This window comes from Paenibacillus sp. LS-5 (assembly GCF_056121505.1).
In genome coordinates this window covers 268,332-295,161 of record NZ_JBWAVA010000005.1, presented here as the reverse complement: position 1 = coordinate 295,161, position 26,830 = coordinate 268,332, and the positions used below count along the sequence as shown (strand labels likewise).

Annotated in this window: 25 protein-coding genes; 5 read left to right on the top strand and 20 right to left on the bottom strand. The window is 52.3% G+C overall.

All coding sequences use genetic code 11. From position 1 onward, the window contains the following. The first annotated feature begins 78 nt into the window (after positions 1-78). On the top strand, positions 79-810 hold the full coding sequence (locus tag AC0MA3_RS10960) for a ZIP family metal transporter (protein ID WP_379154697.1): 732 nt from the start codon (positions 79-81) through the stop codon (positions 808-810). Between the two features lie 54 nt (positions 811-864). On the opposite strand, the gene AC0MA3_RS10955 is transcribed toward AC0MA3_RS10960, so the two are convergent. The 4 genes from AC0MA3_RS10955 to AC0MA3_RS10940 all read right to left on the bottom strand — a co-directional run bounded on the left by AC0MA3_RS10955 (position 865) and on the right by AC0MA3_RS10940 (position 4,365). Then, positions 865-1,773, bottom strand: coding sequence for an aldo/keto reductase (locus AC0MA3_RS10955; protein ID WP_474656183.1), 909 nt, complete (start codon positions 1,771-1,773; stop codon positions 865-867). Positions 1,774-1,806: 33 nt separating this feature from the next. After that, a complete protein-coding gene (locus AC0MA3_RS10950) occupies positions 1,807-2,796 on the bottom strand; it encodes an aldo/keto reductase (RefSeq protein ID WP_474656182.1) in 990 nt (329 codons plus the stop codon). A gap of 211 nt (positions 2,797-3,007) precedes the next feature. Further along, complete coding sequence (locus AC0MA3_RS10945) at positions 3,008-3,856, bottom strand: AraC family transcriptional regulator (RefSeq protein WP_379154706.1); 849 nt, start codon at positions 3,854-3,856, stop codon at positions 3,008-3,010. A 197-nt stretch (positions 3,857-4,053) separates the two neighbouring features. Further along, positions 4,054-4,365: a (2Fe-2S) ferredoxin domain-containing protein gene (locus AC0MA3_RS10940; RefSeq protein WP_379154708.1), complete on the bottom strand. Its 312-nt coding sequence runs from the start codon at positions 4,363-4,365 to the stop codon at positions 4,054-4,056. 352 nt (positions 4,366-4,717) lie between these two features. On the opposite strand from AC0MA3_RS10940, the gene AC0MA3_RS10935 reads away from it, so the two are divergent. Further along, positions 4,718-5,905, top strand: coding sequence for a YsnF/AvaK domain-containing protein (locus AC0MA3_RS10935; protein WP_474656181.1), 1,188 nt, complete (start codon positions 4,718-4,720; stop codon positions 5,903-5,905). A gap of 120 nt (positions 5,906-6,025) precedes the next feature. Here AC0MA3_RS10935 and glpX read toward each other — a convergent pair whose 3' ends face one another. The 5 genes from glpX to AC0MA3_RS10910 form a co-directional block, all read right to left on the bottom strand. Continuing rightward, entirely contained in the window at positions 6,026-7,021 is a 996-nt protein-coding gene (gene glpX / locus AC0MA3_RS10930; protein WP_474656180.1) for a class II fructose-bisphosphatase, read from the bottom strand. Between the two features lie 55 nt (positions 7,022-7,076). Continuing rightward, complete coding sequence (locus AC0MA3_RS10925; RefSeq protein ID WP_379154717.1) at positions 7,077-7,889, bottom strand: pyruvate, water dikinase regulatory protein; 813 nt, start codon at positions 7,887-7,889, stop codon at positions 7,077-7,079. A 19-nt stretch (positions 7,890-7,908) separates the two neighbouring features. Beyond that, positions 7,909-8,553 carry a helix-turn-helix transcriptional regulator gene (locus AC0MA3_RS10920; RefSeq protein WP_474656179.1) on the bottom strand — a complete coding sequence of 215 codons (645 nt, stop codon included), beginning with the start codon at positions 8,551-8,553 and terminating at the stop codon, positions 7,909-7,911. 429 nt (positions 8,554-8,982) lie between these two features. Continuing rightward, entirely contained in the window at positions 8,983-9,306 is a 324-nt protein-coding gene (locus tag AC0MA3_RS10915; RefSeq protein WP_474656178.1) for a hypothetical protein, read from the bottom strand. Between the two features lie 44 nt (positions 9,307-9,350). Further along, a complete protein-coding gene (locus AC0MA3_RS10910; RefSeq protein ID WP_474656177.1) occupies positions 9,351-10,310 on the bottom strand; it encodes a DMT family transporter in 960 nt (319 codons plus the stop codon). Positions 10,311-10,495: 185 nt separating this feature from the next. On the opposite strand from AC0MA3_RS10910, the gene AC0MA3_RS10905 reads away from it, so the two are divergent. From AC0MA3_RS10905 to AC0MA3_RS10895, 3 genes are all read left to right on the top strand, one after another. Further along, entirely contained in the window at positions 10,496-11,908 is a 1,413-nt protein-coding gene (locus AC0MA3_RS10905) for an aminotransferase-like domain-containing protein (protein ID WP_474656176.1), read from the top strand. A 146-nt stretch (positions 11,909-12,054) separates the two neighbouring features. Beyond that, a complete protein-coding gene (locus AC0MA3_RS10900) occupies positions 12,055-13,323 on the top strand; it encodes an alkaline phosphatase (RefSeq protein ID WP_474656175.1) in 1,269 nt (422 codons plus the stop codon). A gap of 211 nt (positions 13,324-13,534) precedes the next feature. Next, positions 13,535-14,086, top strand: coding sequence for a hypothetical protein (locus AC0MA3_RS10895; protein WP_379154735.1), 552 nt, complete (start codon positions 13,535-13,537; stop codon positions 14,084-14,086). A gap of 66 nt (positions 14,087-14,152) precedes the next feature. Here the strand turns inward: AC0MA3_RS10895 and AC0MA3_RS10890 are convergent, their stop codons facing one another. From AC0MA3_RS10890 to AC0MA3_RS10840, 11 genes are all read right to left on the bottom strand, one after another. After that, positions 14,153-15,562 carry a nucleoside recognition domain-containing protein gene (locus AC0MA3_RS10890; protein WP_474656174.1) on the bottom strand — a complete coding sequence of 470 codons (1,410 nt, stop codon included), beginning with the start codon at positions 15,560-15,562 and terminating at the stop codon, positions 14,153-14,155. Next, positions 15,540-16,271 carry a FeoB small GTPase domain-containing protein gene (locus AC0MA3_RS10885; protein WP_474656173.1) on the bottom strand — a complete coding sequence of 244 codons (732 nt, stop codon included), beginning with the start codon at positions 16,269-16,271 and terminating at the stop codon, positions 15,540-15,542. Before AC0MA3_RS10885 ends, AC0MA3_RS10890 begins: the two co-directional genes overlap by 23 nt. Then, complete coding sequence (locus AC0MA3_RS10880; RefSeq protein ID WP_474656172.1) at positions 16,268-16,522, bottom strand: FeoA family protein; 255 nt, start codon at positions 16,520-16,522, stop codon at positions 16,268-16,270. The genes AC0MA3_RS10885 and AC0MA3_RS10880 overlap by 4 nt, the downstream gene beginning before the upstream one ends. A gap of 307 nt (positions 16,523-16,829) precedes the next feature. Then, positions 16,830-17,288 carry an SRPBCC domain-containing protein gene (locus tag AC0MA3_RS10875; protein WP_379154746.1) on the bottom strand — a complete coding sequence of 153 codons (459 nt, stop codon included), beginning with the start codon at positions 17,286-17,288 and terminating at the stop codon, positions 16,830-16,832. A gap of 206 nt (positions 17,289-17,494) precedes the next feature. Then, positions 17,495-18,451 carry a helix-turn-helix transcriptional regulator gene (locus tag AC0MA3_RS10870; RefSeq protein ID WP_379154750.1) on the bottom strand — a complete coding sequence of 319 codons (957 nt, stop codon included), beginning with the start codon at positions 18,449-18,451 and terminating at the stop codon, positions 17,495-17,497. A gap of 85 nt (positions 18,452-18,536) precedes the next feature. Continuing rightward, complete coding sequence (locus tag AC0MA3_RS10865; RefSeq protein ID WP_474656171.1) at positions 18,537-20,486, bottom strand: FtsX-like permease family protein; 1,950 nt, start codon at positions 20,484-20,486, stop codon at positions 18,537-18,539. After that, positions 20,461-21,231, bottom strand: coding sequence for an ABC transporter ATP-binding protein (locus tag AC0MA3_RS10860; RefSeq protein ID WP_474656170.1), 771 nt, complete (start codon positions 21,229-21,231; stop codon positions 20,461-20,463). Before AC0MA3_RS10860 ends, AC0MA3_RS10865 begins: the two co-directional genes overlap by 26 nt. Positions 21,232-21,397: 166 nt before the next feature. Further along, positions 21,398-22,495 carry a GerAB/ArcD/ProY family transporter gene (locus AC0MA3_RS10855; RefSeq protein WP_379154759.1) on the bottom strand — a complete coding sequence of 366 codons (1,098 nt, stop codon included), beginning with the start codon at positions 22,493-22,495 and terminating at the stop codon, positions 21,398-21,400. Positions 22,496-22,749: 254 nt separating this feature from the next. Continuing rightward, positions 22,750-23,982, bottom strand: a complete 1,233-nt coding sequence (locus AC0MA3_RS10850) for a Ger(x)C family spore germination protein (protein WP_379154764.1) — start codon at positions 23,980-23,982, stop codon at positions 22,750-22,752. Beyond that, complete coding sequence (locus AC0MA3_RS10845) at positions 23,979-25,082, bottom strand: GerAB/ArcD/ProY family transporter (RefSeq protein WP_474656169.1); 1,104 nt, start codon at positions 25,080-25,082, stop codon at positions 23,979-23,981. The genes AC0MA3_RS10850 and AC0MA3_RS10845 overlap by 4 nt, the downstream gene beginning before the upstream one ends. Continuing rightward, positions 25,079-26,704: a spore germination protein gene (locus tag AC0MA3_RS10840; RefSeq protein ID WP_474656168.1), complete on the bottom strand. Its 1,626-nt coding sequence runs from the start codon at positions 26,702-26,704 to the stop codon at positions 25,079-25,081. Before AC0MA3_RS10840 ends, AC0MA3_RS10845 begins: the two co-directional genes overlap by 4 nt. Positions 26,705-26,830 lie beyond the last annotated feature (126 nt).

Below are 26,830 nucleotides of genomic sequence, written 5' to 3'. Positions count from 1 at the left end.
GTAAATAACAGACATAACCGTGCCTGCCGGAAGCATAAGCTGGGTCTAAGAGTCCTGTCCACTAAAGGGGTTGAAGACTTGCAAACTGCGCTGCTTGGCAGCTTTTTGTCGGCTATGGCTACCGTGCTTGGGGTGGTTCCCGTTCTGTTTGTCCGAAGATTGTCCGAGCTATGGAAGGATGTGCTGGTGGCCTTCACTGCCGGAATCATGGTATCCGCATCCACCTTTGGCCTAATGCCGCAGGCGATTAATGAATCGGGAATCCTCGCGTTAAGCCTGGGTCTGATAACCGGAATACTGCTTCTTGATCTAATCGAGAACAATATTCCGCATATCGATGTGGAGAACAAACCCGGCTTCACCAACATGGATTCCAAAGCTCTGCTCGTGCTGATCGCTCTGTTCATTCACAATATTCCCGAAGGACTCAGTACGGGTTTCAGCTATGCCAGCGAGCAGTCGAGCCTCGGTCCCATGGTGGCGATTGCCATCGGAGCACAGAATATGCCGGAGGGCCTGATTCTTGCAGTGTTCTTGCTGAATTCCCAGGTGACCCGGCGAAAAGCGTTGATGCTGGCCGCCTTAACCGGCCTCATGGAGATGGTGTCGGCGGTGATCGGATATTTTACAGCCAGTTATATGCAGAACGCGGTGGGGTATGGGCTGGCTTTTGCCGCTGGAGCGATGCTCTTCATTGTCTATAAGGAGCTGATTCCCGAGAGCCACGGTCACGGGTACGAACGCCCGTCCACCTATTCTTTTATCTTTGGTCTGCTGGCGATGGTGTACATTACCCAGGTCTTTGGGTGAGGGGAACCAACAAAGAGGCTGTCCACAGGGACGGCCTCTTTGTCTTGTGCTGCTCTACCGGTGCTGCGCGTACCGGTTGCTCTTGCTGGTGTGCTGAATCGCAGCCAGCTCTGCCGGAGTGAGTGGGGGAGATGCCGCAGCGGCTGCATTCCGCCGCAGCTGCTCCAGGCTGCTTGCACCCGGAATGATAGCGGCCACAGCAGGATTTGCCAGTGGATAATGCAGGGCGGTCTCCGTCAGAGTGCGGGCAGTTCCAGTCTGCTGCACCAGACGTTCATGGAGAACCGGCAGTTCCCCGCTGTCATAGCCCAGGTAATCCCGGTGTGCTTTGGCGGCGCCATGCTCGGTTAATATCCCGCCTGCCAGCGGTCCCCGGGCAATCAGGCTGATGCCGTTCTGCTGCAGCAGCGGCAGAATCGCTTCCTCGGGACGGCGGTCCAGGATGCTGTATTGGCTCATGACACTGACAATATGGGAACGGGAGACATATTCCCTGATCACATTTGGACGGATGGAGGAGATGCCGTAATATCGGATTACCCCTTCCTTCTTCAGTTCTTCAAATGCCTCAATGGACTCGTCCATCGGATCTTCAAGAGTACCGCCATGCAGTTGATAGAGATCAATATAATCGGTCTGCAGTCTGCGCAGGCTCTCTTTCACTGCAGAGCGGATATAGGCTTTGGATGGGTCCCAGCTCCAGCCCTCTTGTCCGGGAATTCTACGGTTGCCTACTTTGGTGGCAAGGATGACATCCGCCCGGCGCCCGCGAAGCGCCTGGCCGATAATCTCTTCATTGCGGCCGTCATCATAGAGATCGGCGGTATCCAGGAAGTTGACTCCCAGCTCCAGTGCCTCATGTATGATGGCTGTAGCCTTGACTTCATCTGTTCCCAGGGACATGCAGCCGAGCCCCATAGTGCTCACGTATAAATCGGATGCTCCTAAACGGTGTGTGTTCATCTGCATTCCTTTCTGTGCTGTAGTTGTGGGAGGTTATCCCCGTAAAATAGTCTCGATTTGCTCCAGTTCTTCCGCACTGAGCTCAGGAGCATTCAGGGAGGCAACGGCATCCTCAATCTGGCTGACCTTGCTTGCGCCGATCAGAGCCGAAGTTACTTTGCCGCCGCGAAGCACCCATGACAAGGCCAACTGCGACATTTTTTGTCCGCGTGCAGCCGCCAGCTCGTTCAGCTTACTGACCTTGCTGATGACTTCTGCAGTAATTTCCTTCTCGGACAGAAATACGCTCGGTCCGGCTGCGCGGGAATCCGGTGTGATTCCATGGAGATAGCGGTCGGTCAGGATGCCTTTTTGCAGCGGTGAAAAGGCGATGGTACCGATGCCCTCTTCGGCGAGCACATCCTGGAGCCCTTCTTCAATCCAGCGCGACATCATGGAATAATTGGGCTGATGGATAAGGCAAGGTGTGCCGAGACGCCGGAGTATGTGTGCGGCTTCACGTGCTTCTTCAGGTCTATAGTTGGATATGCCGACATACAGCGCTTTACCTTGGCGAACCAGCAGATCCAAGGCGGCCATCGTTTCTTCCAGAGGTGTATTCGGGTCCGGACGGTGGTGATAGTAAATATCCACATAATCCAGTCCCAGCCGTTTCAGGCTCTGATCGAGACTGGAGGCGAGATACTTCTTCGAGCCCCATTCGCCATATGGGCCTGGCCACATGTAATAGCCTGCTTTGCTGGAGATGATCATCTCATCGCGGTAAGCGGCGAAATCTTTGCGCAGAATCTGCCCGAAGGTCTCTTCGGCTGATCCGGCAGGCGGGCCGTAGTTGTTGGCCAGGTCGAAGTGGGTAATCCCCAAGTCAAAGGCCCTTCTAATCATGGCGCGGCCGTTCTCGAATACATCATTCCCGCCAAAGTTATGCCATAGTCCAAGCGAAATCGCTGGAAGGAGCAGGCCGCTGCGGCCGGTACGGTTGTATTTCATCTGGTTGTAACGTTCAGGATTTGCATTATACATTTATTGTTGCCTCCTCAAAGTTTTGTTAGCACACGCTTCCTGAGAGACTTCGGCAAAACTCGCATCGGAAGCATAAACCTAAGTTTTGTTAGCATACGCTTCCAGATTGACTTCGGCAAAAATCGCATCGGAAGCATAAACTAAAGTTTTGTTAGCATACGCTTATTGTAGCGGAAGCGTGGGGGCAAACGTATGTCAGCAAGGAAGAAGTTTATAGAACAATGTCATTATCGGCATGGCGGATGCGGTACTCCTTGGGTGAGCAGCCTTTGACCTTCTTGAACATGCGCGAGAATAAGAGCGGGTCCTGGTACCCGACAGAACGTGAGATTTCACCGATCGTACAGGGAGTCTCCATCAGCAGCTCGCAGGCTTTGGCAATGCGGAAATTAAGCAGGTATTGCTGAGGCGGCAGGCCGACGGTCTTTTTGAATAATGCCGATAAATATTTGCGGTCCAGCTTCAGGGAGGAGGACATGCGTTCAACGGTCACATTCTCACAGTAATGGGCATGCAGATAGTGCAGGCACTGCTCGACGTAGATGCTCTTTTGCCGTGGAAGAGGGATGGGGTCTGCAGCCGCCGGAACCATGCGTACCAGCAGTCCGAAGAACTCATACATAATCGCCTTCAGCGGCAAATCGAGACTGCCCGCATGGTCAGCCTCAGCAGTAAGCCGGTCATAGAGCGCGGGCATCAGTGAATCATCCATAGGGAAGACAGGGTGTTCGGGTGCGAGTGAGGTTTTGGACAGCAAATAGCCCATTTCCTCCCCTGTAAAAGCAACCCAGGAATAGGTCCAGGGATGCTCCATGTCTGCGGCATAATGAGTAACGATATGGGGATACGTCAGGAACGCCTGACCCTGCTGCAGAATATGGGTTTCTCTCCCGACAGTCACCTGGCCGGTTCCCGCATGAATGAAATGGATTTTGTACAGGTCCCTTACGCCGGGGCCGACGCTGTGTCCAGGAGCACACGCTTCACGTCCCCAATAATGAAGATGCAGATCGGGATTGCCCCGGAAAGGGCGCTCAGAATTATATTGGAATATGGCCATGCTTCAGCCTCTTTTCAGTATGGAATGTCTCCGGGATTAGGATACACCTCATTATACAATAGATCGCCCAAGGCAGCTTAACCGCAAAAAAAGTCCCAGACCCCAAGCGTAGGGCGGGACTTCCGGGATGGAGAATAGGGGAGGCATAGCGGGGGCATAGAATGATGAAAAGGCAGCCATACAGGAGCGGGCCGGAATCAGGCTTCCATCTTGAGCATGACCAGTTCTTCGACCGGCTCACCATTCACCAGATGCTCTTCTACAATACGTTCCACATCATCTGTAGTCACATTGTAATACCAGATGCCGTCGGGGTAGACAATAACAAAAGGACCGTTGCCGCAAAGGCCGAGACAGCTGGTTTTATTGATTTTGACGGTTTTGTTAATCCCTTTGTCCACAAGCTGTTCCTTGAATTCCTGCATGACATCTTCCACGTCCTGATTATTGCAGTGCTCGCTGCAGCAGAAGAGCAGATGCTTCTTCAAAACCTTTAGCCGCATATTCATACTATGCCTCCTTAGTAATGTGATGATAGTTAACCGTATCTTATGAGGAGTATAGTCCCTTTTGTATAATCTGTATCGGGGTAACGGTCAAAGTTCCTAAAGGCTTAACAAATGGTGAAAAACCAGGATATACACGTTAGATTATCTAACTTAATTTCAATATTTTTGATGAAAATGTGTCTGGTTGACTATTTCCCGAATGTTTTCCTGTTTCATAAATTGTTTTGTGGATTCCGCGTGGAAAGGTTTAGTAAACAGTTTCGGCCTTGGTTGTTTGGTTAAGTAAGAGGTGTGAAACAAACTGAATGATAAAGGAATACCCCAAAAAAAATGCTATCAGGAGGGAATCGTAATGAATAAGAAAATTGTAGGTGTATTTTATACCGAACATGAGGCTTCGCAGGCTATTGAGGAGTTAAAAGGCCGCGGATTTATGACAGACGATATCTCAGTGATTGCACGAAACAAACAAGATGTAGATAACATTAATAATGAGACGGGCACCAAAGCCCCTGAGGGAATGGCTTCAGGAGCAGCAACCGGCGGTGTGCTGGGTGGTGTAACCGGACTTCTGGCAGGGATTGGAGCGCTGGCCATTCCAGGGATCGGACCTATCCTTGCTGCGGGACCGATTGCAGCTACGCTGGCAGGAGCTGCGGTTGGCGCTGGAACCGGCGGACTTGTAGGCGGATTGATTGGACTTGGCATACCGGAGGATGAAGCGCAAAGTTACGATAACTATGTGGATGAAGGCCGGATTCTTGTCATGGTGGATGCAGACAGCTCCCGGGCGAGTGATGTGTACTCTGTGTTCCGCAGTCATCACTCCGCAAACTCCGACCGTTATATAGATGAAGCAATTCCTGAAGGACAGGCAGAGGCTAGTGCCCGTCATTCCGTAAGCGACACCGTAGATGCTACATTTAACGGCTCCGGTCTGGAAGGGCGCGAGGATACAGGTCTGGATACGATGAATTCAACACCGGCGCATGATCTTCGGGAGAGCAGAAGACTTGATGATGTGAACCGGCCGGGAATGACAGGAGATGTGTACTCCGGTTCCGCGGATGGCATAGACAGCACAACACTAGATAATACGCGGTCTACTGATTATGTTGACAGGGATAACGACGAAGCCCGTAAACTGCGCTTGCGTGAAGAACAGCTGGATGTGTCCAAAAATAAGGTCCAGACGGGTGAAGTTAATGTGCGTAAGGAAATTATCGAGGAGCAGAAAACCATCAATGTTCCAGTCAGCCATGAGGAAATTGTGGTTGAACGGCGCGCTGTGAATAACGATTCCACGTCTGAACCTATCGGATCAGATGAAACGATCCGCATTCCGGTAAGTGAAGAACAGGTAAATGTTCACAAGAATACGGTGGTCACTGGTGAAGTGGATGTGCATAAACGTGAAGTCCAGGGGACCGAGCGTGTGGAAGATACAGTGAAACGTGAGGAAGCGCGGGTAGATAAGACTGGTGAAGTAAAGGTTAAGAACAATAATGAAGTTCTGAGAGACCACAGCCGTACCCGTTAAGCTACAAAAAGCTAGAGTATCCATAATAAAGAAGGGTTTCCCTAAGTCCTGCCGGACTAGGGGAAACCCTTCTTTATTGTTGTACCCCGAAACAACGGATTCAAGAGAGGGGAGTGTACCTTACATCAAAGCCGCATTCGCTCTGCTGGCCGTTACCTGTGGGATATCCTTGCCAGGCAGGAAATGTATACTGCGGATATAGCGGATCGTGCGGCTCTGCGCCCGCATAATGACGGAATGGGTCTCGGCACGGTCTTTGCCGATGAAGCGGACGCCGTTCAGGAATTCGCCGGAAGTTACGCCGGTCGCGGCGAAAATGACGTCACCGGTGCCGACCATATCCTCCATCGAGAGCACGCGTGTCGGATTCTCGATACCCATCAGGAGGCAGCGCTGTAGCTCGAAGGGACCCTCCGGCAGCAGCTTGCCCTGCAACTCTCCGCCGAGGCATTTCATCGCCGCGGCTGCCAGCACGCCTTCCGGTGCTCCGCCGGAACCCATGTACAGATCGACATCGCTGTCCGGCAGCGCTGCCGCAATGGCTCCGGCCACATCGCCGTGGCCGATCAGCTTGACGCGCACGCCTAGTCCTCGCAGGGTGGCGATGAGCTTCTCGTGCCGCTTGCGGTCAAGGGTCATTACCGTCAACTCGGAGAGCGCTTTGCCGGTGATGAGGCTGGCTTTGCGTAAGGTGACCTCAGCCGGATCCTCCAAGCTGAGTCTTCCGGCGAGCTCGGGACCGCAGGCCAGCTTCTCCATATAGATGTCAGGGGCATGCAGCAGGCTGCCCCGGTCCGCGATGGCAATTACGGCTTGGGCATTGTGCAGCCCGCAGGCCACTGCTTCCGTGCCTTCCAGTGGATCAACGGCTACATCGACCGAAGGGCCGTTCCGGTTCCCGACCTGCTCGCCGATATAGAGCATCGGCGCTTCATCCATCTCACCCTCACCAATGACCACAGTCCCATCAATGGAGACGGAATCAAACATGGAACGAATGGCGGTTGTGGCCGCATCATCCGCAGCATTCTTATCGCCTCTTCCAATCCAGCGGGCTGAAGATAAAGCGCCCAGTTCTGTTACCCGTATAATTTCCAGTGCCAATTCGCGTTCCATATGGTTTCCCTCCAGTATGTTAGTTGTATGGGTTCAGGCCTGCAATCATCTAAACTTACGGAGAATCGGTAATATAGCCCATAATAATACCTGCTGTTTCTTCAATCGCCTTATTTGTAATATCAATAACGGGACAGCCCAGCTTGCGGAACAGCACGGCGGCATATTCCATCTCTTCAGAAATGCGCTCCAGGCTGGCATATTGCGAGCCTGCCGGAAGTCCAAGCTGCTTCAGACGCTCGGAGCGGATCTTCAGCATGTACTCGGGCTTCATGGTGAGACCGATGAGACGGTTCGGCGGCAGGCTCATCAGCTGCTGCGGCGGGCCGATTTCGGGAACGATCGGGTAATTCACGACCTTTTTGCCCCGGTGGGCCAGAAAGATGCTGAGCGGGGTCTTGGAGGTACGGGACATGCCCAGCAGTACAATATCTGCCTTCAGCATCGCGCCAAGATCACGCCCGTCGTCACAGGCTACGGTGAATTCAATCGCCTCAATCCGGCGGAAATAATCCTCATCGAGCTGGTGAAGCAGCCCTGGCCGGGCCTGGGGCGAATCATCAAAGGTATCAATGAAGGCCTGCATCATCGGGCCCATGATATCCACAATCCGCAGGTCGAGACGTACCGCTTCCTCGCGGATCATCTCCCGCAGCTCCGGTTGGACCAGTGTGTACGCGACAAATCCCTGAAGCTGGGCGGTCTCTTCCATCAGCTTGCGCAGCTCGTCTTCATGTCTTACATTGCCGTATCTTCTGATCGTGACACGCTGATTCTGGAATTGATGGATAACAGCCTGTACGACAGCCTCCGCTGTGTCTCCTATAGAATCCGAGCATATTGTAATGAAATGTGAGGATGGCTCCATACGCTTTCGATTCCTCCCGTTATCCTTTGGCTTCTAGATCGAGGAGAAGTTTGACGATGGAAGTTTTGGTCAGCCGTCCGACAACGTCGAGACTTGGGCTGTTTTCTTCCATAATGCCGGGAAGCACCACCGGCAAACTGTCCACCTCGTGAAAAATCATTTTTTGTGCGGCATCCAGCACCGTATCTTCGGGAGAAACCGTCACGACCTTGGGTTGGCGGGTCATTACCATGCTCACAGGCATGGATACCGCACCGGGATTGCCCAGTGTAACCTTCAAGAAATCCTTGCGCGAGGCCACTCCGGTCAGCTTGCCGTCCCCGTCACAGATAATCAGCGTACCGACATCCTGCAGAAACAGAGTGACAACAGCATCCTGAATCGTTGTCGTCTCGCGGATAATAATCGGGATACTCTGAATGTCCTTGACCTTGGTTTCCTTCAGCAAATAGCTGCCGCTGAGGCGTTGCGAGGTTTTTTTGCCGGGAAAATACCCGACCTTGGGTTTTGCGTCAATGTACTCCAGCATGACGAGCACGGATAAGTCCGAGCGGATCGTCGGCTTGCTGAGATTGAGATGCTCCGCAATCTGCTCGGCGGTAATAGGTGCTCTTTTTTTGACAATTTCAATAATTTGCAGTTGACGGGATGTCAGTTCGATCACAAGTTCCCTCCACTTTCCGGATACATACAGGCATTCCTTCACAGAACAGGAGTACCGATAACCGATTCCCCCCTTCCATTCTTACGTCCTATTGAAACATATTATCCATAACTTGCTTATATAATACGCAATAATGGTCATTAATGCAATATATAATACGTCATATATATTTTTTATTGAGATAGGCGTATCATCAATGCTCTGCCCAGGGAGATGATGGAGATTTGCTGTGGGGGAAGGGTATGAATAGTGTGGTATGGGGGTTACCTGAGAGAAAGGGGGATTGATTGAGGAAGGGGATGAGGAAGAGGGAACAAGGGCTATGGGATAAAGAGGAATAAGGGATGGTAGCTAGGTTAGGAGAGGAGAGGAGTGGTTGAGAAGAGAGTCAAGCTTGAAGTGAGAAGCTAGAAGAGAGAAGTGGTGGATTCATAGAGCAGGTGCAAGGGCATTTGCAAAGGCGAGGGCAAAGGTAAAGGCGAGGAAAAAAGAAACAACGGCGAAAAAGCCGTTGTTAGCGCCGAACGCGGCCCTGTAGGCCAAAACAACGGCAAAAATGCCGTTGTTAGCACCGAGCGCGGGCTGGTAGGCCAAAACAACGGCAAAAGTGCCGTTGTTAGCGCCGAACGCGGCCCTGTAGGCCAAAACAACGGCAAAAACGCCGTTGTTAGCGCCGAACGCGGCCTGTAGGCCAAAACAACGGCAAAAACGCCGTTGTTGGCGCCGAACGCGGCCCAGCACCGCCGCCAGCACCGCCCGGCTCCGCGACCAGCGCTCTCCAGCGCAGGCAGCCGCTCTTACAGAATCTGCTTCTGCGAATAAGCATCCGCAGCTACTGGCTGCACCAGCGGGGTACTTCGCTTCGGCTTGAACAGCAGCTGCTTGAGTGCGACGGCATTGACGAGCACGGTGCCGGCGATGATGGTGAATACGCCGAGCAGGGTGATCCAGGTTACGGATTCTCCGTAGAAAATGAAGCCTACACCGACAGCAATCGGCGGGGAGATATACAGCCAGGTGGACGGGAAGACCGGATTGGTTCTGGCCACCAGCCAGTAGAACAGTGTATGCCCGACCATGGAGCCGATTACGGTCAGGTAGAGCAGAGAGCCGGCTGTACGAAAGGACAGGAGTACCTCAGGGTGTACCTTTTCTGTAAACAGGGATAGTAGAAACAGCAGCGCGCCGCCGTACATCATCTGGACTGCATTTAGGGCGACGGGCGATTCGCCGGAGAAGGTGCGGGTTACGTTTTTGGAGTAAATGGCTCCCGCCGCGTAGCATATTTCTCCGATCAGCACTACAGCACAGCCGGTAAGCCATAGGGGAGAGACATCAATTGCAAGACTAGGCAGCACGAGCAGCAGAACCCCGGTGAATCCGATGATGCAGCCGATCAGCGAATAGGAGGGTGCTTTTTGCCGGAGTAACGTGGCTTGCATTAGCAGAATCATCATCGGACCGGTAGCTGACAGCACAGCGGCAAGCCCTGAAGAGACATATTGCTCGGCCCAGTACAGCGCGGAAAAGGTTCCGAAGGTCAGCGCCGCGCCGGTGAACAGCATTTCTTTGCGCAGGAGCAGGCGCAAGCTGGTTTTGCCTTTCCAGGCCATAAAGAGGAAGAGGACTGCACCTGCAACGAAAAAGCGTAAACCCGCTGAGAAGAATGGAGGCATTCCGGCGTCTACGCCAATTTTGATAGCCAGGAAGGTCGTGCCAAAAATCAGACAGACGAGCGAGTAAGCAAGCATAATCATGTTTCAGTTCCCCTTTGTGATGGTAAGGTGGCAGTCGCCCCTGTGTTTGGTTAATCATAGCGTCAACCGGACAGAACAGATTGCAGACCACAGAACAGATAGGGAGTGAAATATTGTACAATAGGGCCAAGTGAATGATGGCTTCGCGGTTTGGTGGAGTTATTAGGTAAAGGAGACGCAGACTGATGAAAAAAGCGGCAGGAGCAGAGCAGAACCCCCCATTGTTTCGCCAGGTGTATCAATACTTGCACAACCGGATGGAGCGTGGAGAATGGCGGACGCATGACAAGCTGCCGTCGATCCGGCTGCTGGCTGAAGAGCTGAAGGTTCACAGGCTTACCGTATTCAAGGCTTATAGGGAGCTGATGGAAGACGGGAAGGTGTATGTAAAAGATAAATCCGGCTATTACGTGTCACCGGTCAGCAGTGTGGCAGAAGAAGCGGCAGAAAATTCGGCTATAGCCTCCTATATGCTGACGAACCCGATGTCCGATATTCAGCGGATTCCGGTCAGCTTCCAGTTCTCGCAAGCTTTGATTGATCCTGGACTGCTGCCCAACCTATTCTTGTCCGACTATGTCAAAAAAGTGTTCGACCTCTATCCAAAGGTCATGGGAACCTACTCCTCTGTCCAGGGGGACGAGGAATTGCGGGGGACGCTCAGCCGCCACTTCCAGGAAAAGCACAGGCTGCAGTTGTCGACGCGCGAGCTGCTGATCACCTCGGGCGCCCAGCAGGCGATCAATCTGATCGCGGGCATTATGCTCGGGCCGATGGATGCGGTGCTGGTGGAGCGGCCGACGTATAGTGTGGCGATGGATATTTTCCGGCGCTTGGGAGCCCGGCTGGTACCCGTTGAGATTACTCCTGAGGGTTATGATCTTCAGCAGGTCGAGGAACTGATGCGCAGACACCGGCCAAGAATGTTCTATATGAATCCTACACACCACAATCCTACGGGTTATACGGTTCCGGCGCGGCAGCGCAAGCTCCTGGTTGAGCTGGCGGAGCGTTACCGCTGTCTGCTCGTGGAGGATGATCCGTTTCGTGACATGTATTTCGAGAAGGAACCTCCTCCGCCATTTTTTGCCTATGATACGGAGGGGTGGGTCATCTACATTAGCAGCTTCAGTAAATATGTCGCTCCGGGATTGCGGATCTGTGCTATTGGCTGCCGGTACCCGTTCATGGAGCAGCTGATTACCGCCAAATCGCTGGCGGATAACGGAACACCGATTTTGAACCAGAAAATCTTTCTGCACTACTACACCTCGCCGCGACTGCAGCAGCATCTCGGGAAGCTGCGGATCGCACTCCAGGTGCATAAGGAGATTATGGAGGAGGAGCTTGCCGCTACCGGATGGGTATGGACGCCCCCGCAGGGCGGGCTTAATCTTTGGGTGAAGCTGCCGGAGTCTATATCCGTGTCCGCGCTGTTTGCGCGCGCTATGGAACAGTCCATCTCCTTTGTCCCTGGTGAGATTCTCGATCCGCTGGGTGAGATGAAGTCCTGGCTGCGTCTAAGCTACTCCTTCGCCAGCGAAGGGGTGCTCCGCGAAGGAATACGCCGTCTGGCGGCGCTGGCTCGCGAGCTATAACAGGCTGCCTTCAAAAATGGAATATTCGATTTTTACAATTACTGAATGGATTTAGCAACGTTTTACATTAATCCGATATTGATAAAATATCCCCTTAACATATGTGCTCTAGTATGAGGTAGTAATTAACCTTAAGGAGGGTATATATGAATTCTCAGAAAAAGAATAGATTCAAGACTGCTCTTACCGTAACTGCAGCTGGGGCGCTTTTGGCTACTAGTGTAGTGGTTGCACAGCCTTCCAAACCGGCAGAGGCGGCTTCCTCAAAGACGAAGAATGTCATTCTTTTTGTCGGCGACGGCATGGGGGCAGCGGCGCGTAATGCGATCCGGCTGGCGACCGTAGGCGAAAACGGGAAATTGGCCATGGATGATATGCCCTACGCGGGTCTGGTACATACAAGCTCTACCGTACCGGTTACAGATTCAGCTGCATCCGCCACAGCTTATGCCAGCGGAGTGAAGACATATAATGGCGCCATCGGTATGGATGCCAACAAGAAATCAGTTAAAACCATTGCGGAATACGCTAAAGATGCGGGCATGTCCACAGGCGTGGTAACCACCAGCCAGATTACGGATGCTACGGGTGCAGCTTTTGGCGCACACGTGGATGACCGTAAGAAGCAAAGCGACATCGCACTGCAGCTCCTGACCTCGAGTAAAGTGGACGTTCTGCTCGGCGGTGGTGAGGACTTCTGGTATCCGGCCGGCGAAGCAGGCAAGTTCCCGGATGCTCCGGCAGAAGATCCTTCGGAGAAGAGCAAAGGAACCCAGGGCAATCTGATCACCAAAGCGAAACAGCTGGGTTATAATTATGTATCGACCAAAGACGGCTTGAAGCAGGCCAAGAACGGCAAGCTGCTCGGGTTGTTCGCCAACGAGGAGATGTTCCAGCAGAATGAGGAGGGCCAAGGGGATATCTACAACCCTGTAGTCTCCCTGCCGGAAATGACCCAGAAAGCGATCGACACCCTGTCCGCGAATAAGAAAGGCTTTTTCCTGATGGTGGAGGAAGAAGGTACGGATGAATTCGGTCACAAAAACAATGCCAAAATGACGATTAAATCCGGACAGGCACTGGATGCATCTGTGCGGGTGGCTAAGGATTTTGCCAAAAAGAACCCGGACACGCTGGTATTGGTGCTGGCTGACCATGAAACCGGAGGGCTTTCCATCGAATCTGTCGATGCAGACGATGAGACAGGTGACGGCATCTCCAAAGAAGACGGCCCGTTCGCAATCGCTAATTCCAAAGAAAGCTTTGTGGTGGACTGGACAACCTCAGGCCATACAGCGGTTGATATTCCGGTAACAGCGATGGGTAAGAACGCCCAGCTCTTCACAGGAGTCTTCGAGAACACAGCGGTGTTCGATAAGATGATGCAGGCTTATGGTTTTAAGGTGAAGAAATAAATCGCAGAGGAAGCTAGTCCCTTTGCAATAGAGAAGCTGGCCGGATTTCCGGCTAGCTTTTTTCTTTTGAGTTAAGCATTCTATCCAGAGCCCATTTGCATGGGTTCCATGTATTTACATTTTTCTAGTAACATTTGTAACTGACTGAATTGCTAGATATTGATAATAATAAAATGTAAGCGTTTTAATCATATTGACTGGGGGAATGGTTGTGAAAAAGGTAACAAAATTATTGCTGGTAGCCGGCATCTCGCTGGCTGTGGTAGGCGTAGGAAACAGCGGCGCCCTGAACAGTGTATCTTCTGCCGCAAGTGCACCGCTTAAGGTTGGCCGGGTAGAAGCTGCCGCTCATGGTACGAAATGCTTCACGGTGGCAGTTGCCGTAGTCCAAAATGGTGTAATCGTAGCCGCTTCGCTGGATGACTATCAATTCCTGGGTGCTGATGTTGCAACAGGAGTACCTAACTCAGATAAGGATTTTGGACAGAACTATAAAGATCCTGCAATGGTCCTGGCTTCCAAGAAAGCAAATGCCAAATACTATAGCGAACATATGAAAGAAGAAGCCAAATCAACAGTTTCCTATGACAAGAATATGGCTGCCATTGAGAAATATGCAACAGGCAGAACGATCAAGTCACTTGAAGCTTCACTGGCTGCAAAGAGCAAAGAGCAAATGGTTGACGCTGTAAGCGGAGCTACTCTTGTCGATACCCAAGGCTACCTGAAAGCTATTCTAGCTGCTGCCAAGGCTGCCAAGTAAACTATTGATTGCATCATGTTCATATAAAAACTCCTTCACGGTTACATCTGTGAAGGAGTTTTTGCGTCAAACCCAGCCGAACAACCGGGCGGCCTGGGCAACGGTAAAGGTTACCGCAATCGCGATTCCAAGCGGGATGACGGCAGAGAGGACAGCCCATTTCATACTGCGGGTTTCTTTGTAAATATTGATAAGTGTGGTACCGCATGGATAGTGAAGCAGAGAGAAGAGCATCATATTCAGCGCGGTCAGCCAGGTCCAGCCATGACTCAGGAATATATCCTTGATACCGGCGAGGCCATCGATATCGACCATCGCGCCTGAGGACATATATCCCATAAGCAGGATCGGCAGCACGATTTCATTGGCCGGCAGTCCCAGGATGAAAGCCATAATAATGAAGCCGTCCAGACCGAGCAAATGTGCAAAGGGATCAAAAAAAGCAGCCATGTGGTTAAGTACGCTGTCACCTCCGACCATCACATTTCCCAGAATCCAGGTGATGATTCCCGCCGGTGCAGCGACGACGATGGCACGGGTTAGCACGTTCAGTGATTTCTCTTTGGAGGAGATCAGTATGGTTTTCCATATTTGTGGACGGCGGTACGGAGGAAGCTCCAGAGTATAGTGGGTGGGTACTCCGCGCAGCGCAGTCTTTGACATGACCCAGGAGACGCTCAAGGTGACAGTGATCCCGATCAGGACAATACCCATCAGCACCAGTGCTGTTGATAAAGTGTGCAGTGCGCCTGTTGCGGCACCTCCTACCATGAACAGGGAAGAGAGCAGAATCAGCGTCGGCCAGCGTCCGTTACAGGGTACAAAGTTATTGGTCAGAATGGCCAGCATCCGCTCCCTGGGGGATTCGATAATGCGGGTGGAGAGAATGGCGGCAGCGTTGCAGCCGAAGCCCATCGACATGGTCAGAGCCTGCTTGCCGTGACCGCCGGATTTTTTGAATAACCGGTCCATGTTGAACGCCACGCGCGGCAGATAGCCGAAATTCTCAAGCAGGGCAAACACCGGGAAGAAGATCATCATGGGCGGCAGCATGACGCTGATTACCCAGGAGGTTCCGCGGTACAGTCCAAGCACGAGTACCCCATGCAGCCAAGCTGGTGCATTTACCGCCTCGAATCCCGCCGTCAAATAGCCTTCAATCCAGCCAAAGAAGGAAGCGAGCCATCCTGAAGGATAGTTGGCACCTGCAATCGTAATCCAGAACACCAGGCCGAGGGCGGCGAGCATAATGGGGAAACCCCAGATTTTGGAGGTGACGATATGATCCAGCTTATAGGTGCTTGCAAGTTTCTTCTGATCGTTGTAGGTAACAGAGTCGTGGCAAATACCTGCCGACACCCCGTAGATTCCACTGACAATATCGTCACGGATTGCCCCTTTGTCCGCCAGCTTCTTCGCGATAGACAGGAGGGAATCCATGGCATCCGTTCCTTTAATGACAGGCGGTGACTCCATGGGGCACAACCTCCTTTGCTACGTAACTATTTTTGCGTCCCATATGGGCTTTAAGTGAAGTGAGGAGGCTGTCATCACCGTCCAGCAGCCTGAGGGCAATCCAGCGCGCCGGATATTTTGTACCGATGGCCTGCTCAATCATGGGGATGAGCTCGGTAATACCCTGTTCAATGTCCTCACTATATCTGATGCGAAGCGGCTGTGCCGTGAAAGCACCCGTAGCGACACGTTCAATCTGATCCAGAAGAGGGCCGATGCCGATTTTGCCCCTGGCGGAAATGGCTACGACCGGAACCCCCAGCCGCTTCGAGATTGACTTCAGATTGATGTCGATGCCCAGTCTGCGGGCTTCATCGATCAGGTTGATGCAGATCACGGCCCTCCCGGTAATCTCCAGCACCTGCAGCGCTAAGTTGAGATTGCGCTCCAGCGAAGTTGCGTCCAGAACTACGAGTGTCACATCCGGTTCCCCGAAAATGATGTAGTCTCTGGCTGCCTCTTCGTCGGCGGAATTGGAGTACAGCGAATAGGTGCCTGGAAGATCGACTGCACGGTAGGTGTGGTGGTTGTGGGTGAATTCGCCTTCGGCTGTTATAACGGTTTTGCCTGCCCAGTTGCCAGTGTGCTGACGCAGTCCGGTCAGAAGATTGAACAGCGTGCTTTTACCCGTATTGGGGTTCCCGGCAAAAGCTACAGTAAATAGACTCATTCTTCTCCGCCTCCGATCAAAGTTCCGTAGATTAATGCACTTTCTTCGCGCCGCAGCGCAATCGTTGTATTGCTCACCCGGAATGCGGTAGGGTCACCCAGAGGGCTGCGCCGCAGCACCTCAACTGCGTTGCCGATGACAAAGCCGAGATCCAGCAGCCTTCTCCGCAACACCCCCTGCACTTCGATGCCGCTGATCACCAGCTTGCTGCCGTTCACCGCCTCAGACAATGGTATAAGAGCTCCAGCCATAATTTCCCCTTCTTTCATTTCATATTCAGATAAAATTATATATTGTGCGCTAGGGATAGATTCTTGTAGTGTGCCACAATAGTAGTATACGTAAATAAATTTGTCCCTGCAACAAAAAAGTTTCCCTAGGGAAAGAAAAATTGCAGAGAAATGCCGTTGTTGAGCGGGCCGCGGCCAGAACGCCCTAAACGCGCTAAACGCCCAGTAACCTAGCCGATGGCAGGTTGCTGGGCGTTTAGGTTAAGGACTACTTCCATCATGCCTAAGACGAAGCTTAGCGGTCTGTGGGACTCTGAACGGTTATTTTTTACTCGAAGCTTCCAAAGTCGAGAGTCCGTCCGGTCTCAACCAGGGTTTTGATATTGCTCAGAATATGCCACCAGGCGCTGTCGCTGGCTGCATAAGCAGGATCGTCCGGATGCCAGTTATCGTGAATGAGTGTCAGCCGGGTGCAGCCGCCAGTCGCCTCCAGCCGCCAGGAGATACGGGATTCGTAGTTTTCCCGGTCTTTAAGATAGGAAGGACCTACCTGGTGTGTGAAGCTTAATACTTTCTCCGGGATGTATTCCAGCACCGTTCCGAATACATGGATCGTCTCGTCACCTTCTGCTCCGGGACCCACGTATTCCAGCAGCTCACCAGGGTTGAAGGTGGAGCGGATCACAGACCCATAATAGATCTGCTTGACTTGCCCGGGTGAAACCAGCGTGTCCCACACCTTCGCCGGGGTGCCGGCAATATAAAATTCATATTTCAATTCGTTCATTCCAATCGTTCCTCCCTGAAAGTATATTCTTAACTAACCGTAACCTTGTCTCCACTATACAAAAGGATCACTGACAGATACGGTCAGTGATCCTTAGAAAAATACTGTGGGTAAGATGAACTGGAGAATGGACTACGATATTAGTGGAACCGATTTGTATAACAAGGCATTCCGCCATGATGAGCCTGACATTCTCAAGTCGCGTTCTAGGTTGAATAATATACCGCCAGCTCTGCTGTCACCGCTGCGAGCTTCTGCTTCAAGGCAGCAGGCTCCAGGATGGACAGTGCTTTGCCGTAGGGCAGCAGAAAGTAAGGGGCGTAGCTGTAGAGAGTAGCCTCATCCAGCAGAAATTTCGCTGTATCTGCACTGCGCTGCTCCAGCGTATGACCGAACAGCCAGTGGCTGCAAAGGTCATTTAATACTTCCTCTGCGGCGGCTATGACCACTGTAGTCAGCTTTGCCGGATTGTCATGGCCGGGCAGAAGGCTCTGTAGCAGGAACTCACGTGCCGAGAATCCGGCGGGGCGGAGGAACCTTTCTCCTGTCCTCCGCACGCCAGTGATACGGTCCACCCGGAAGCTGCGGATTTCCTGACGCTGGTGGCAGAATCCGGCCAGATACCATTGGCCTTTCCACAGCACCAGTCCGTATGGATCTATATTACGAGAGGAGGAGGGAGAGCCGCTGCCTTTGCGGTAATCCATCTCCACCCTAAGGCTGTCCGCTGTACAAGCCTCCAGTTCTTCCAGCAGCTGCGCAAGCGGAGCGGCCGGTGCATGCAGCGTCTCCAACCCAGTCTCATGACGCTCCATGTGCGACAGCTGTTCGGCATTGCTGTAACGTTTAAGCTTGGTGATCGCTGCATCCAGCGCTTGCTCGTAAGGATATCCACTTCCCCGTGCGAAGGCTGAGGCGTGGACTAGCGCCCGCCGTTCCCCGGCGTCGAAGAACAGTGGAGCTGAACTGAAATGCTCGGGGAGACTATAACCGCCTCTTGGACCGGAATCGGCGATTACGGGGACACCGCTGGCACAGAGGGCATCAATATAGCGGTAGACCGAGCGGACACTCAGCTCCAGCTCTTCGGCCAGCTCGGCAGCCGTTCGCTTGCGCTGCTGCAGCATCCATAGAATGGACAACATATAATCGGCTTTGGACATGAGCCTTGGAACCCCCTTGTACCCTTGACTGCTTTAATATAGCCAGTGTACATGTAGAACTGCCTGTCGTCCAACCAATGCCTGATTACACCATCATTTTCTTCAGACTGTGAATATAGCGGGATCTGACAATAATAAAATAAACAGTTTGCACAGCTAAAAAGGCTGCGGTCGTAATCACAACCGGAACAGTGACATTCTGGATGTGGATCTGATCCAGTATCGGGCGGATCACTACCAGCGTCTGCACCGCAGCGATCACAATAGGAATGTAGAACAGCAGAGCGATTTGCCGGGTTGCGGAAGACGACATTTCTTTGACGCTCAGGCCGATTTTGGATAAGGAATGGTACATTCGCATATCTGAATTCAGCTCAGTATGGAGCTTGAAATAGAGGAAGCTCGCAGACGAGAGCGAGAAGATCAGCGCGATGAAGACCCCGATGAAGCTGAGCATGGATGTCCCCTGCTTCGTAGCCATATAGCTGTCTGCCCGGGTAAGGATTGAGGTATCCCAGTTGTCATTCGCATGGTTCCGGTCCTGACTCCACTTCACCAGTTCACTTGAAAGGACTGACTCCAGTTCATCGGACTGCGGCACAGCCTCACCCCATGCCGGGACGGAATAGTAATAGTTCTCTATCCGGGAGGAGCTGCCGGAAGAAGCTGCTGATTGCTTATAGAACCCTTCACTCACAATTAATACAGGTGAATCATATAGACCGAATGGCATCGCCTTTGGCTTCTGTACCTGCTTCAAGGTTAACGTCTGTCTATTCGGTCCAGATACTACCACATTCTGGCCCGGCTCATAATCATAGTTATCGTATTGGGGATTAATAATCAGCACCGCTTCCCCATCCGTTAGAGGAGGCAGCCCTGCAGATCTGATCTGCCCGGCGAGCTCGTTATAGCGGAAGAGGGGAAGAAGTTGAACGCTGTTGGACTTATTATTGCCTATTTCCATGATGGAGCTGCGGACGAATTCAACCTTGTTCTCGGTATACTCGATTCCGGCTTTATCCAGCGTGCTGCGGATCTTCTGTAGCCCGGAGTCAGTGATAGCGGCTGTATCTTTATAAATGGTGTAATCAATGGCAAACGGGCTGTTCATATAACTTGTCCGGTTGGCCTGGCTCATGGACAGCAGTAGACTCGCAGCCATACAAGCCAAAGAGGTAACAACTGTGACCATAAACAGCATCCGGGCGTTGTCCTTGATCTTATAGCTCATCTCCGATATCCACAGCAGACGGGTTCCCCGCCATACCCGTTTGCGGCTTAGCTTCAGCAGGCGCATCCCCAGCACCGACAGCTGCGAATAGAAGAAATAGGTGCCGGGAATCCCTGTAACAGCGGCTGCCAGCAGAGATATAGGGGATAGGGGGCTCCAGATGGCGTAGGCACCGGCGGATAGGAGGGCCACCCCTAGGAACGATAGCAGCCAGGAGGCCTTGGGTTCTTTTTTGGGCTTCACGGTGCCCTTCAGCAGCTCAAGGACCTGGTTTTTGCGGATGAACAGCAGTGTGAACACGGAATTGGCCAGGAACAGGGCAACAAAAGCAGCCGAGGTCGTGATGAGCGCCTTCACCGGCCAATAAAACGGCAGATTGTCCACCCCTATTGCGGTGGTGCTGAGCAGCAGAAACAGCTTCGACAGCAGCATCCCGGCGGCCATCCCGGTTACGATGGACAGCAGGCCGATCAGCATATTTTCCAGTAGAATCAGCCGGTTAATCTGCCCCGGACGTGCACCCAGGATCATCAGAATTCCGAATTCCTGGTTCCGCAGTTTAAGAAAGGCGCTAATCGAATATAGTACGAAGAAAAAAGCAAAGACGAACACAATGTATGAAGCGATCTTCATCCCGGCAGCCGAACTCGCGCCCATCTTCACAGACGTAACGCCAGGGTGGTACATAAACACCGAATAAGAGAAAAAGATCATGACCATGAAAGAACTGCTGAGAAAAAAGGCCATGTAAGCGCGCATATTGCGCCGAACGTTGTTAAACGCGAATTGAGGAAAGCTCATGCGAATTCCCTCCCCAGAATGAAAGTGTGTCGATAATCTTCTGGAAGAAGGCCTGGCGGTTGTCTCCGCGGTGGATTTCCGCTGCCAGCTTGCCGTCCTTGATAAAGACGATGCGGTTGCAGTAGCTGGCCGCCAGCGGGTCATGTGTGACCAGCATCAGTGTCGTGCCTTCCTTACGGTTGATGTCTTCCAGCGACTCCATCACAATCCGAGATGATTGGGAATCCAGCGCCCCAGTAGGCTCATCGGCCAGGATCATTGCGGGGGAAGTGATCATAGCCCGGGCGATAGCTGTTCGCTGACGTTGTCCGCCGGAGATTTCATAGGTCCGCTTATGCAGAATATCCTTGATATTCAGCCGGTCGGCAACCTTGAGTAGCAGCGAGTCCATCTCGGTCAGTTTGCGGTTGTCGAGGGTCAAGGGGAGTACGATATTCTCGGCTACGGTTAATGTCTCCAGAAGATTGAAATCCTGAAAGATAAAGCCCAGCTGCCTGCGGCGGAACAAGGCCAGTTCCTTTTTATTCATAAGATAAGGATTGTTTCCTCCGATCTTGACAAGACCTGAAGTGGGCTGGTCAATCGTCGAAACCATGTTGAGCAGTGTTGTTTTTCCGCTGCCCGAGGGTCCCATTATGCCGACGAACTCGCCTTGCTCCATGCTGAGATGAATATCGGTGAGGGCCTGGGTATTGACCTTGCCCGGATACACTTTATTCAGTGCGGTTACTTCGAGTACATTCATTCTATTCCATTCCTTCCTGCCGGAAACATGAGTGTCATCCCAGTCTTCAGGATGCGGCTGTGCTTAATGTTTCGCCTCTGTTTCCGAGTGTACAGGATGGACTTCCAGTAAGCTATGGGTTTACCTTAATGTACCCTTACAGTCCGGTTAAGGTTATGTTCGTACTTTAAGAGGGGGAGCGGGCAAATCTGCTGCGCAGCAGGATGGAAAGAGCCAGCAGGAGAGGGATGGCTACCTGGAATACAGGGTCGACCTTAAGGCTGGGTCCTAGGCCAATCGCAATATGCTGCGTGTAATCCCTCTCCAGGAAGGAAGCACCATAAATGACCGCACCTACGGGGAACACCCACCATTTAGCCGGTTTTCCAGTCAGCTCCGCGACTGCCTTCACCGAACAGAAGAAGAAAAGCATCATCTTAATCAGCAGGCCGACGAAGAGCTGGATGGTCACCAGAATATCCAGACGTTCGATGAACTTCAGACTGGACAAGGTGCGTACCGTTTGTAAAAAGGGCAATTGGCTGATTCCTGCAACTGTAGGTCCCAGGACGGCTACATTCAAGGCGTTCATGAAGATCAGAAATATACTGATCAGAAGATAGGCTGTCAAAGTGTTTTTCACGGGAACCCCCGGCTTGTCCCATAAGGACCACAGCATCAGGAATACAATCATCTGCCCGAAGGGGAAAGAGACGATTTCGGGAAGCGCGGCGTCTGCAATCGGCTTGAATCCATTCTCGAAGACAGGTGCCAGACGATTGAAATCCAGGGAGCCCATGATTCCGAGCAACAGAACTAGCAAGAGATAGAAGAACAGTACCATCGGCAGCAGAACCTCCGGCAGGCGGAACATCACCTCGGCCCCTTTCCAGATAGCATAAATGGCAATCCCGACAAATATCAGCATCGTCATGGACATGGGTGATCTCGGCAGCATGGTAAGCGCCGTTAGTTCACCCAAGTCACGTACATTGCGCATCGCCTCATAGGCGAAATAGAGGCTGTAGGTTCCCCCGATTATATAACCTGCATAACGACCGAAATGGAAGGTAAGCATGCCGATAAGGTCTGTATTCGGCGAACGTTGCTGAATCCATATCAAAAGCATAAGCAGAATAAAGCCGGCTATCGAGCCGGTGCACATAGCGAGCCAGGAATCTTGCTTGGCCTTGCCTCCAAGCAGAAACAGCGGCGTGCTGCCGATCTCAAACAGCATGATCATGAATGAGATTTGCAGGGCAGACACCTGTTCCTTTTTTTGCATGACAGGATTCAACCTCCTAACCATTTGATAATTGCTCTGCCCGTAGGCTGGAAGAAAGAGGTGTACAGGCTGGACACACCAATATGCGGAGTTCTGGTAATACCGCAAATATTAACGTAGGCACAGTAAACCAATATTAAGCCGAACCACAGCCTGTTCAGCTTGCGCCTCTTTCCTGATAGCATAGTGCAGCCCCGCCAGAACGCTAGGATATAGAGCCCCAGAATTACAGCTATATTCATAGATAAGCCCCTTTATTTCTCGTGCACAGATTCGAAAGATTTATTGCTGAGCCCTGTCCGCTCAATTTTCATCGAAACATGGGGCCGGATTTCAATCTGTTGGAACGTCTTGTCCCAGTTCTTGTCCTTCTTAATCTGCTTGAAGCGTTTACGGTCACTGCGGTGTATTCTGACCGCAAAGCCTGTAACATCAGCCCCCAGCGCTCTAACCTCTTTCCATGAATTGTTCACCAGCTCCAGTACCTGCTGTTCAATAGAAGCTTCCATTTCTGTAATCGAAGCGCGGTCGTTCAAATCCATAACACTGCCAACTTCCGTTAACACACCGCTGCCTTTGATATCCATATCAATTACATAATGGTCTTGATCCCACTTGGGATGAACGATGGTTTTGGATTTTTGGAGGATAAAAGAGGCATCCGGGTTTTCGCCGGACTTGGGTCTTGAAGTGAAGGCTATGGTCGCTGTTTTAATCTTATCTGTCATGAAGGACAAGCCGAACGCCTGCTTTTGACTTAGCCAGCCGATGAGCTTATCTCCTTTCAGCACACCCAGTCTCCCGAGGGCCAGCCGGGTCTGCAGATCTGTACGTCCGGTTTCTGTCGTTTCGTCCATAACCTTCTGCCCGGTAAGCATGATCTCGGGAAGGAGCGCGCTGCCTGATTCGGAGGATAGGGCCATCGCCAGTTCGAACATCCGCAGGCCTGGATAATAAGAGAGCAGACGGGATTCCTGTTCGATCATCAATTGGATGCCGGCTCCCTGATTTTTGGACAGCTGCATGAGCTGATTAAGTATACTTCCAGCCTCCCCCTTGGTAATAAATACATAGACAGTCTCCCGGGCATCCTGCTTGCGCAGGAACATATCGACCAATTGGTTAACACCATGTCTGGCGACACTTTCCCCCAGCACGGTAATTCTGGAATGGGAGAAGAACATCTCACGGGTGCTTGTCAGATTGGTTTTTTCAATCGCCTCCATAATGGTCTTTCCTTTGACTGTAAAGGTGACAAACGGAGGCGAACTGGTGCTTCCTCCCGCACTGCCTCCCATACCACTGGATCCGGATGAGGGGTTAATGACCTGGTAGGTGGCCTTCCACTGGTTATCCTCCCAGTCATATGCCGACCCGGAAGTAATGCCAAGCTCACTCAGCTCCCGTGCATCCCAGCAGCTGGTCAGCAGCGTGGATAAGAGAGTAAGGCCCAGCAGGGGAATGAGACCTTTTTTATGAATATTCAAGTGTCCCATCCTTTCTGCTTAGGTTTGCTCTTCTTGAACAGGTCCAGTCCGACCGCTCCTAAAGGTACGAGTACATTGAAGAGGAAGAAGACAAGAAACCGCCCTTCCTTGTTATAGAGGTTCAATTTCTCTGTGCTTTGCCACGTATACATACATTCCAGAGTGATGAGCAGGCCCAGGGCACCGAGGAACGGACTGCTGCTGCCCGTCTTGAAGGTCTGCTTGAAGCACTCTACGGTAGCAAACAGGAATATTGAAAACTTCAGGTAGATGGACAGAACCCAGTAGGAAATGAACAGAATATCGAGCTTCTCGATAAATCTCCCGAGGTGTACAATGCTGGCTGCAGTGAATCCGGGATAAGCACTCAGTTTGATAAAATCAGGACCAAAGAGCATAAGTGTCGTAACCAGGGAAAACATCATCAGGGCAGCAACAATCATCAAACCTGTCCAGCCGATGATCCTGGCCTTCTGCGGATTTTGGAGATAAGGTGTCAGGAACAGCAGCACTGCCACCTCGGACATCCATGTGGTTGGTGTAATACTGGCGAGCGTCAACTCCGTCAGAGAATGATCAAACATAGGCAGCAGCCGGTGCACATTCATCTCATTGAACAGTCCGAACAGATACAGTGGCACAAAAAAGACAAAGAGCAGCAGCACAAGGCTGTTCACCCGTGCGATGGCTTCCAGACCTTGTCTGACCATATAGATGGTAATGAGCAGGATCAGCGTGCACAGTAACGGGATTGGCGTATTGAACAACACATTATCCTTCAGGAAATTGACGAATTCACGCAGAATGGTCGAGGTAGTGTCCAGGTAAAATTGCAGCATCAAGAGACCGAGGACCGTGGCGGCAACAGGCGAGCTTTTCTCACCCACCCATTGGAGGAACGGCGCTCCCTGGGTACGGGCGACGGCGCTGCCGACAAGAGCTGCGATAAGTAGCCCGAAGAAAGTGGACAGCAGAATAGCCAGCGGCGCATCCTGCTCGGCATAGTTGCTGATGATCACGGGCAGTACGACGGTGGCTGTGGGTAGGATTGTATTCACAATCAGCATAGCTGCCTGGGTGGTGCCGACTTTTCCATTCATACAGAGTCCTCCCCTTGTGGCTTGGGCTTCCCGGACTGCACCTGGCCACGCTTGCCTTCCGCCGGTTGTGGCTTCTGGTCCGAGCCTTGTCTGCGCGTTTCCTTACCAAGATTGGTCTTGGGACGCATCGTCATGCTCCAGAGTGGAACACGGATTAAGATATCCTTAAGGTAACGCGGAACCATCGGGGCTACCGGTGACAGGTATGGAACACCGAACGAGCGCAGCCCGGCCAAGTGAATCAGCAGCACCATCAGAAAGGACATGATGCCAAAGAGTCCCAGAGTAGCAGCGATGAACATCATCACAAAACGGATGAGCCGGATGGAGTTGGCGATGGCCAGCGATGGAATCACAAAGTTGGAGATTGCCGTAAAAGAAACCACAATAACCATAGCTGCGGAGACGAGCCCGGCCTGAACGGCAGCCTGTCCCAGCACCAAGGCGCCTACGATTGAAATTGCGGGGCCGATGGTGCGCGGCATGCGGACTCCGGCTTCACGCAGCACATCGAAGGTCAGCTCCATAAGCAGCGCCTCTGCCAGTGCCGGCAGCGGGACCCCCTCCCGCTGGGCAGCGAGGCTGACCAGCAGGGTGGTCGGCAGCATCTCCTGATGAAAGGTAGTAATGGCAATATACAGAGCAGGCAGCAGCATAGATACGAAAAAAGCCCCATAGCGGATCAGCCGCAGGAACGAGGAAATATCATAACGCTGGTAGTAGTCCTCGCTGGACTGGAAAAAGTTGAAAAATGTAGACGGCGCTAGCAGCGCAAAGGGTGTGCCGTCAATAATAATCCCGATTTGCCCTTCCAGAATACCTCCGGCCATCGCGTCCGGGCGCTCCGTGTTCTGGATCGTCGGAAAGGGTGTCAGACCGCCGTCCTGGATGAACTCTTCAATGTAGTTGCTCTCCAGAATACTGTCCGTATTAATCGCATTCAGGCGGCGCCGAACTTCTTCCAGCACCTGCCCGCTGGCGATTCCCTCCAAATAGACCAGAGCTACTCCGGTCTGGGTGCGCCGGCCGATTTTATACTCCTCGATACGCAGATCTGAGGTCTTGAGTCTGCGCCGCAGCATAGAGGTGCCTGTCCGCAGGCTTTCAGTAAAGCCCTCCTTGGGACCCCGGATGACGCCCTGAGAGGTCGGCTCATTGATACTGCGCTTCTCCCAGCCGGAGGTATCGGCGGCCAGCGCCATCTGGAGCCCGTCGAACAGGATGAGAGTATAACCATCGAAGAGCATGGATAGGAGCGTTCCAAGTGTTTTGCCCTCTTTGACCCCGCCAATGGGCAGTATTTGATCCTTGATCATACGGTAAGCCTCTGTGGCGGTGATGGACTCGCTCTTTAGCGTGACCGTTTCCAGCAAAGGCTGAAGTACGGTCTGATTCACTACATCGGCGTTGACCAAGCCGTCAATGTACACAAAAGCCAGCGAAAGTGAGCTTAAAGACTCATTAATGAATCTGCGGACGATGACATCTGAGCTTTGGCCGATCCGTTGGTCCAGCTCCTGGAGGTTCACCTCCAGTGAGGGATCCAGAGGAAGCGGCGCGGGAACGGAGTTTTCTACGGGATCACTGGCATTCTTGCGGGCCGGCTTAGGTTTGGTTGTCATCGTAACACCTCCATTCTGCTGGAATCTGGATTCTTTGGCGTTATTATCCCCGGGTTCTCAATTCCTTATTCTGCCTGTATGCGCACACTGTCCTTAGCGTCTGCGGTACAACAAAAGCTCCGTCCA

What these genes read in the sequence shown, in the direction of transcription:
- AC0MA3_RS10840 (WP_474656168.1), bottom strand. Translation starts at nt 26,704, where the DNA reads ATGACAACCAAACCTAAGCCGGCCCGCAAGAATGCCAGTGATCCCGTA.
- AC0MA3_RS10935 (WP_474656181.1), top strand. Translation starts at nt 4,718, where the DNA reads ATGAATAAGAAAATTGTAGGTGTATTTTATACCGAACATGAGGCTTCG.
- glpX (WP_474656180.1), bottom strand. Translation starts at nt 7,021, where the DNA reads ATGGAACGCGAATTGGCACTGGAAATTATACGGGTAACAGAACTGGGC.
- AC0MA3_RS10860 (WP_474656170.1), bottom strand. Translation starts at nt 21,231, where the DNA reads ATGAATGTACTCGAAGTAACCGCACTGAATAAAGTGTATCCGGGCAAG.
- AC0MA3_RS10925 (WP_379154717.1), bottom strand. Translation starts at nt 7,889, where the DNA reads ATGGAGCCATCCTCACATTTCATTACAATATGCTCGGATTCTATAGGA.
- AC0MA3_RS10900 (WP_474656175.1), top strand. Translation starts at nt 12,055, where the DNA reads ATGAATTCTCAGAAAAAGAATAGATTCAAGACTGCTCTTACCGTAACT.
- AC0MA3_RS10940 (WP_379154708.1), bottom strand. Translation starts at nt 4,365, where the DNA reads ATGAATATGCGGCTAAAGGTTTTGAAGAAGCATCTGCTCTTCTGCTGC.
- AC0MA3_RS10890 (WP_474656174.1), bottom strand. Translation starts at nt 15,562, where the DNA reads ATGGAGTCACCGCCTGTCATTAAAGGAACGGATGCCATGGATTCCCTC.
- AC0MA3_RS10875 (WP_379154746.1), bottom strand. Translation starts at nt 17,288, where the DNA reads ATGAACGAATTGAAATATGAATTTTATATTGCCGGCACCCCGGCGAAG.
- AC0MA3_RS10955 (WP_474656183.1), bottom strand. Translation starts at nt 1,773, where the DNA reads ATGAACACACACCGTTTAGGAGCATCCGATTTATACGTGAGCACTATG.
- AC0MA3_RS10950 (WP_474656182.1), bottom strand. Translation starts at nt 2,796, where the DNA reads ATGTATAATGCAAATCCTGAACGTTACAACCAGATGAAATACAACCGT.
- AC0MA3_RS10905 (WP_474656176.1), top strand. Translation starts at nt 10,496, where the DNA reads ATGAAAAAAGCGGCAGGAGCAGAGCAGAACCCCCCATTGTTTCGCCAG.
- AC0MA3_RS10865 (WP_474656171.1), bottom strand. Translation starts at nt 20,486, where the DNA reads ATGAGCTTTCCTCAATTCGCGTTTAACAACGTTCGGCGCAATATGCGC.
- AC0MA3_RS10855 (WP_379154759.1), bottom strand. Translation starts at nt 22,495, where the DNA reads ATGCAAAAAAAGGAACAGGTGTCTGCCCTGCAAATCTCATTCATGATC.
- AC0MA3_RS10945 (WP_379154706.1), bottom strand. Translation starts at nt 3,856, where the DNA reads ATGGCCATATTCCAATATAATTCTGAGCGCCCTTTCCGGGGCAATCCC.
- AC0MA3_RS10910 (WP_474656177.1), bottom strand. Translation starts at nt 10,310, where the DNA reads ATGATTATGCTTGCTTACTCGCTCGTCTGTCTGATTTTTGGCACGACC.
- AC0MA3_RS10845 (WP_474656169.1), bottom strand. Translation starts at nt 25,082, where the DNA reads ATGAATGGAAAAGTCGGCACCACCCAGGCAGCTATGCTGATTGTGAAT.
- AC0MA3_RS10885 (WP_474656173.1), bottom strand. Translation starts at nt 16,271, where the DNA reads ATGAGTCTATTTACTGTAGCTTTTGCCGGGAACCCCAATACGGGTAAA.
- AC0MA3_RS10880 (WP_474656172.1), bottom strand. Translation starts at nt 16,522, where the DNA reads ATGGCTGGAGCTCTTATACCATTGTCTGAGGCGGTGAACGGCAGCAAG.
- AC0MA3_RS10870 (WP_379154750.1), bottom strand. Translation starts at nt 18,451, where the DNA reads ATGTCCAAAGCCGATTATATGTTGTCCATTCTATGGATGCTGCAGCAG.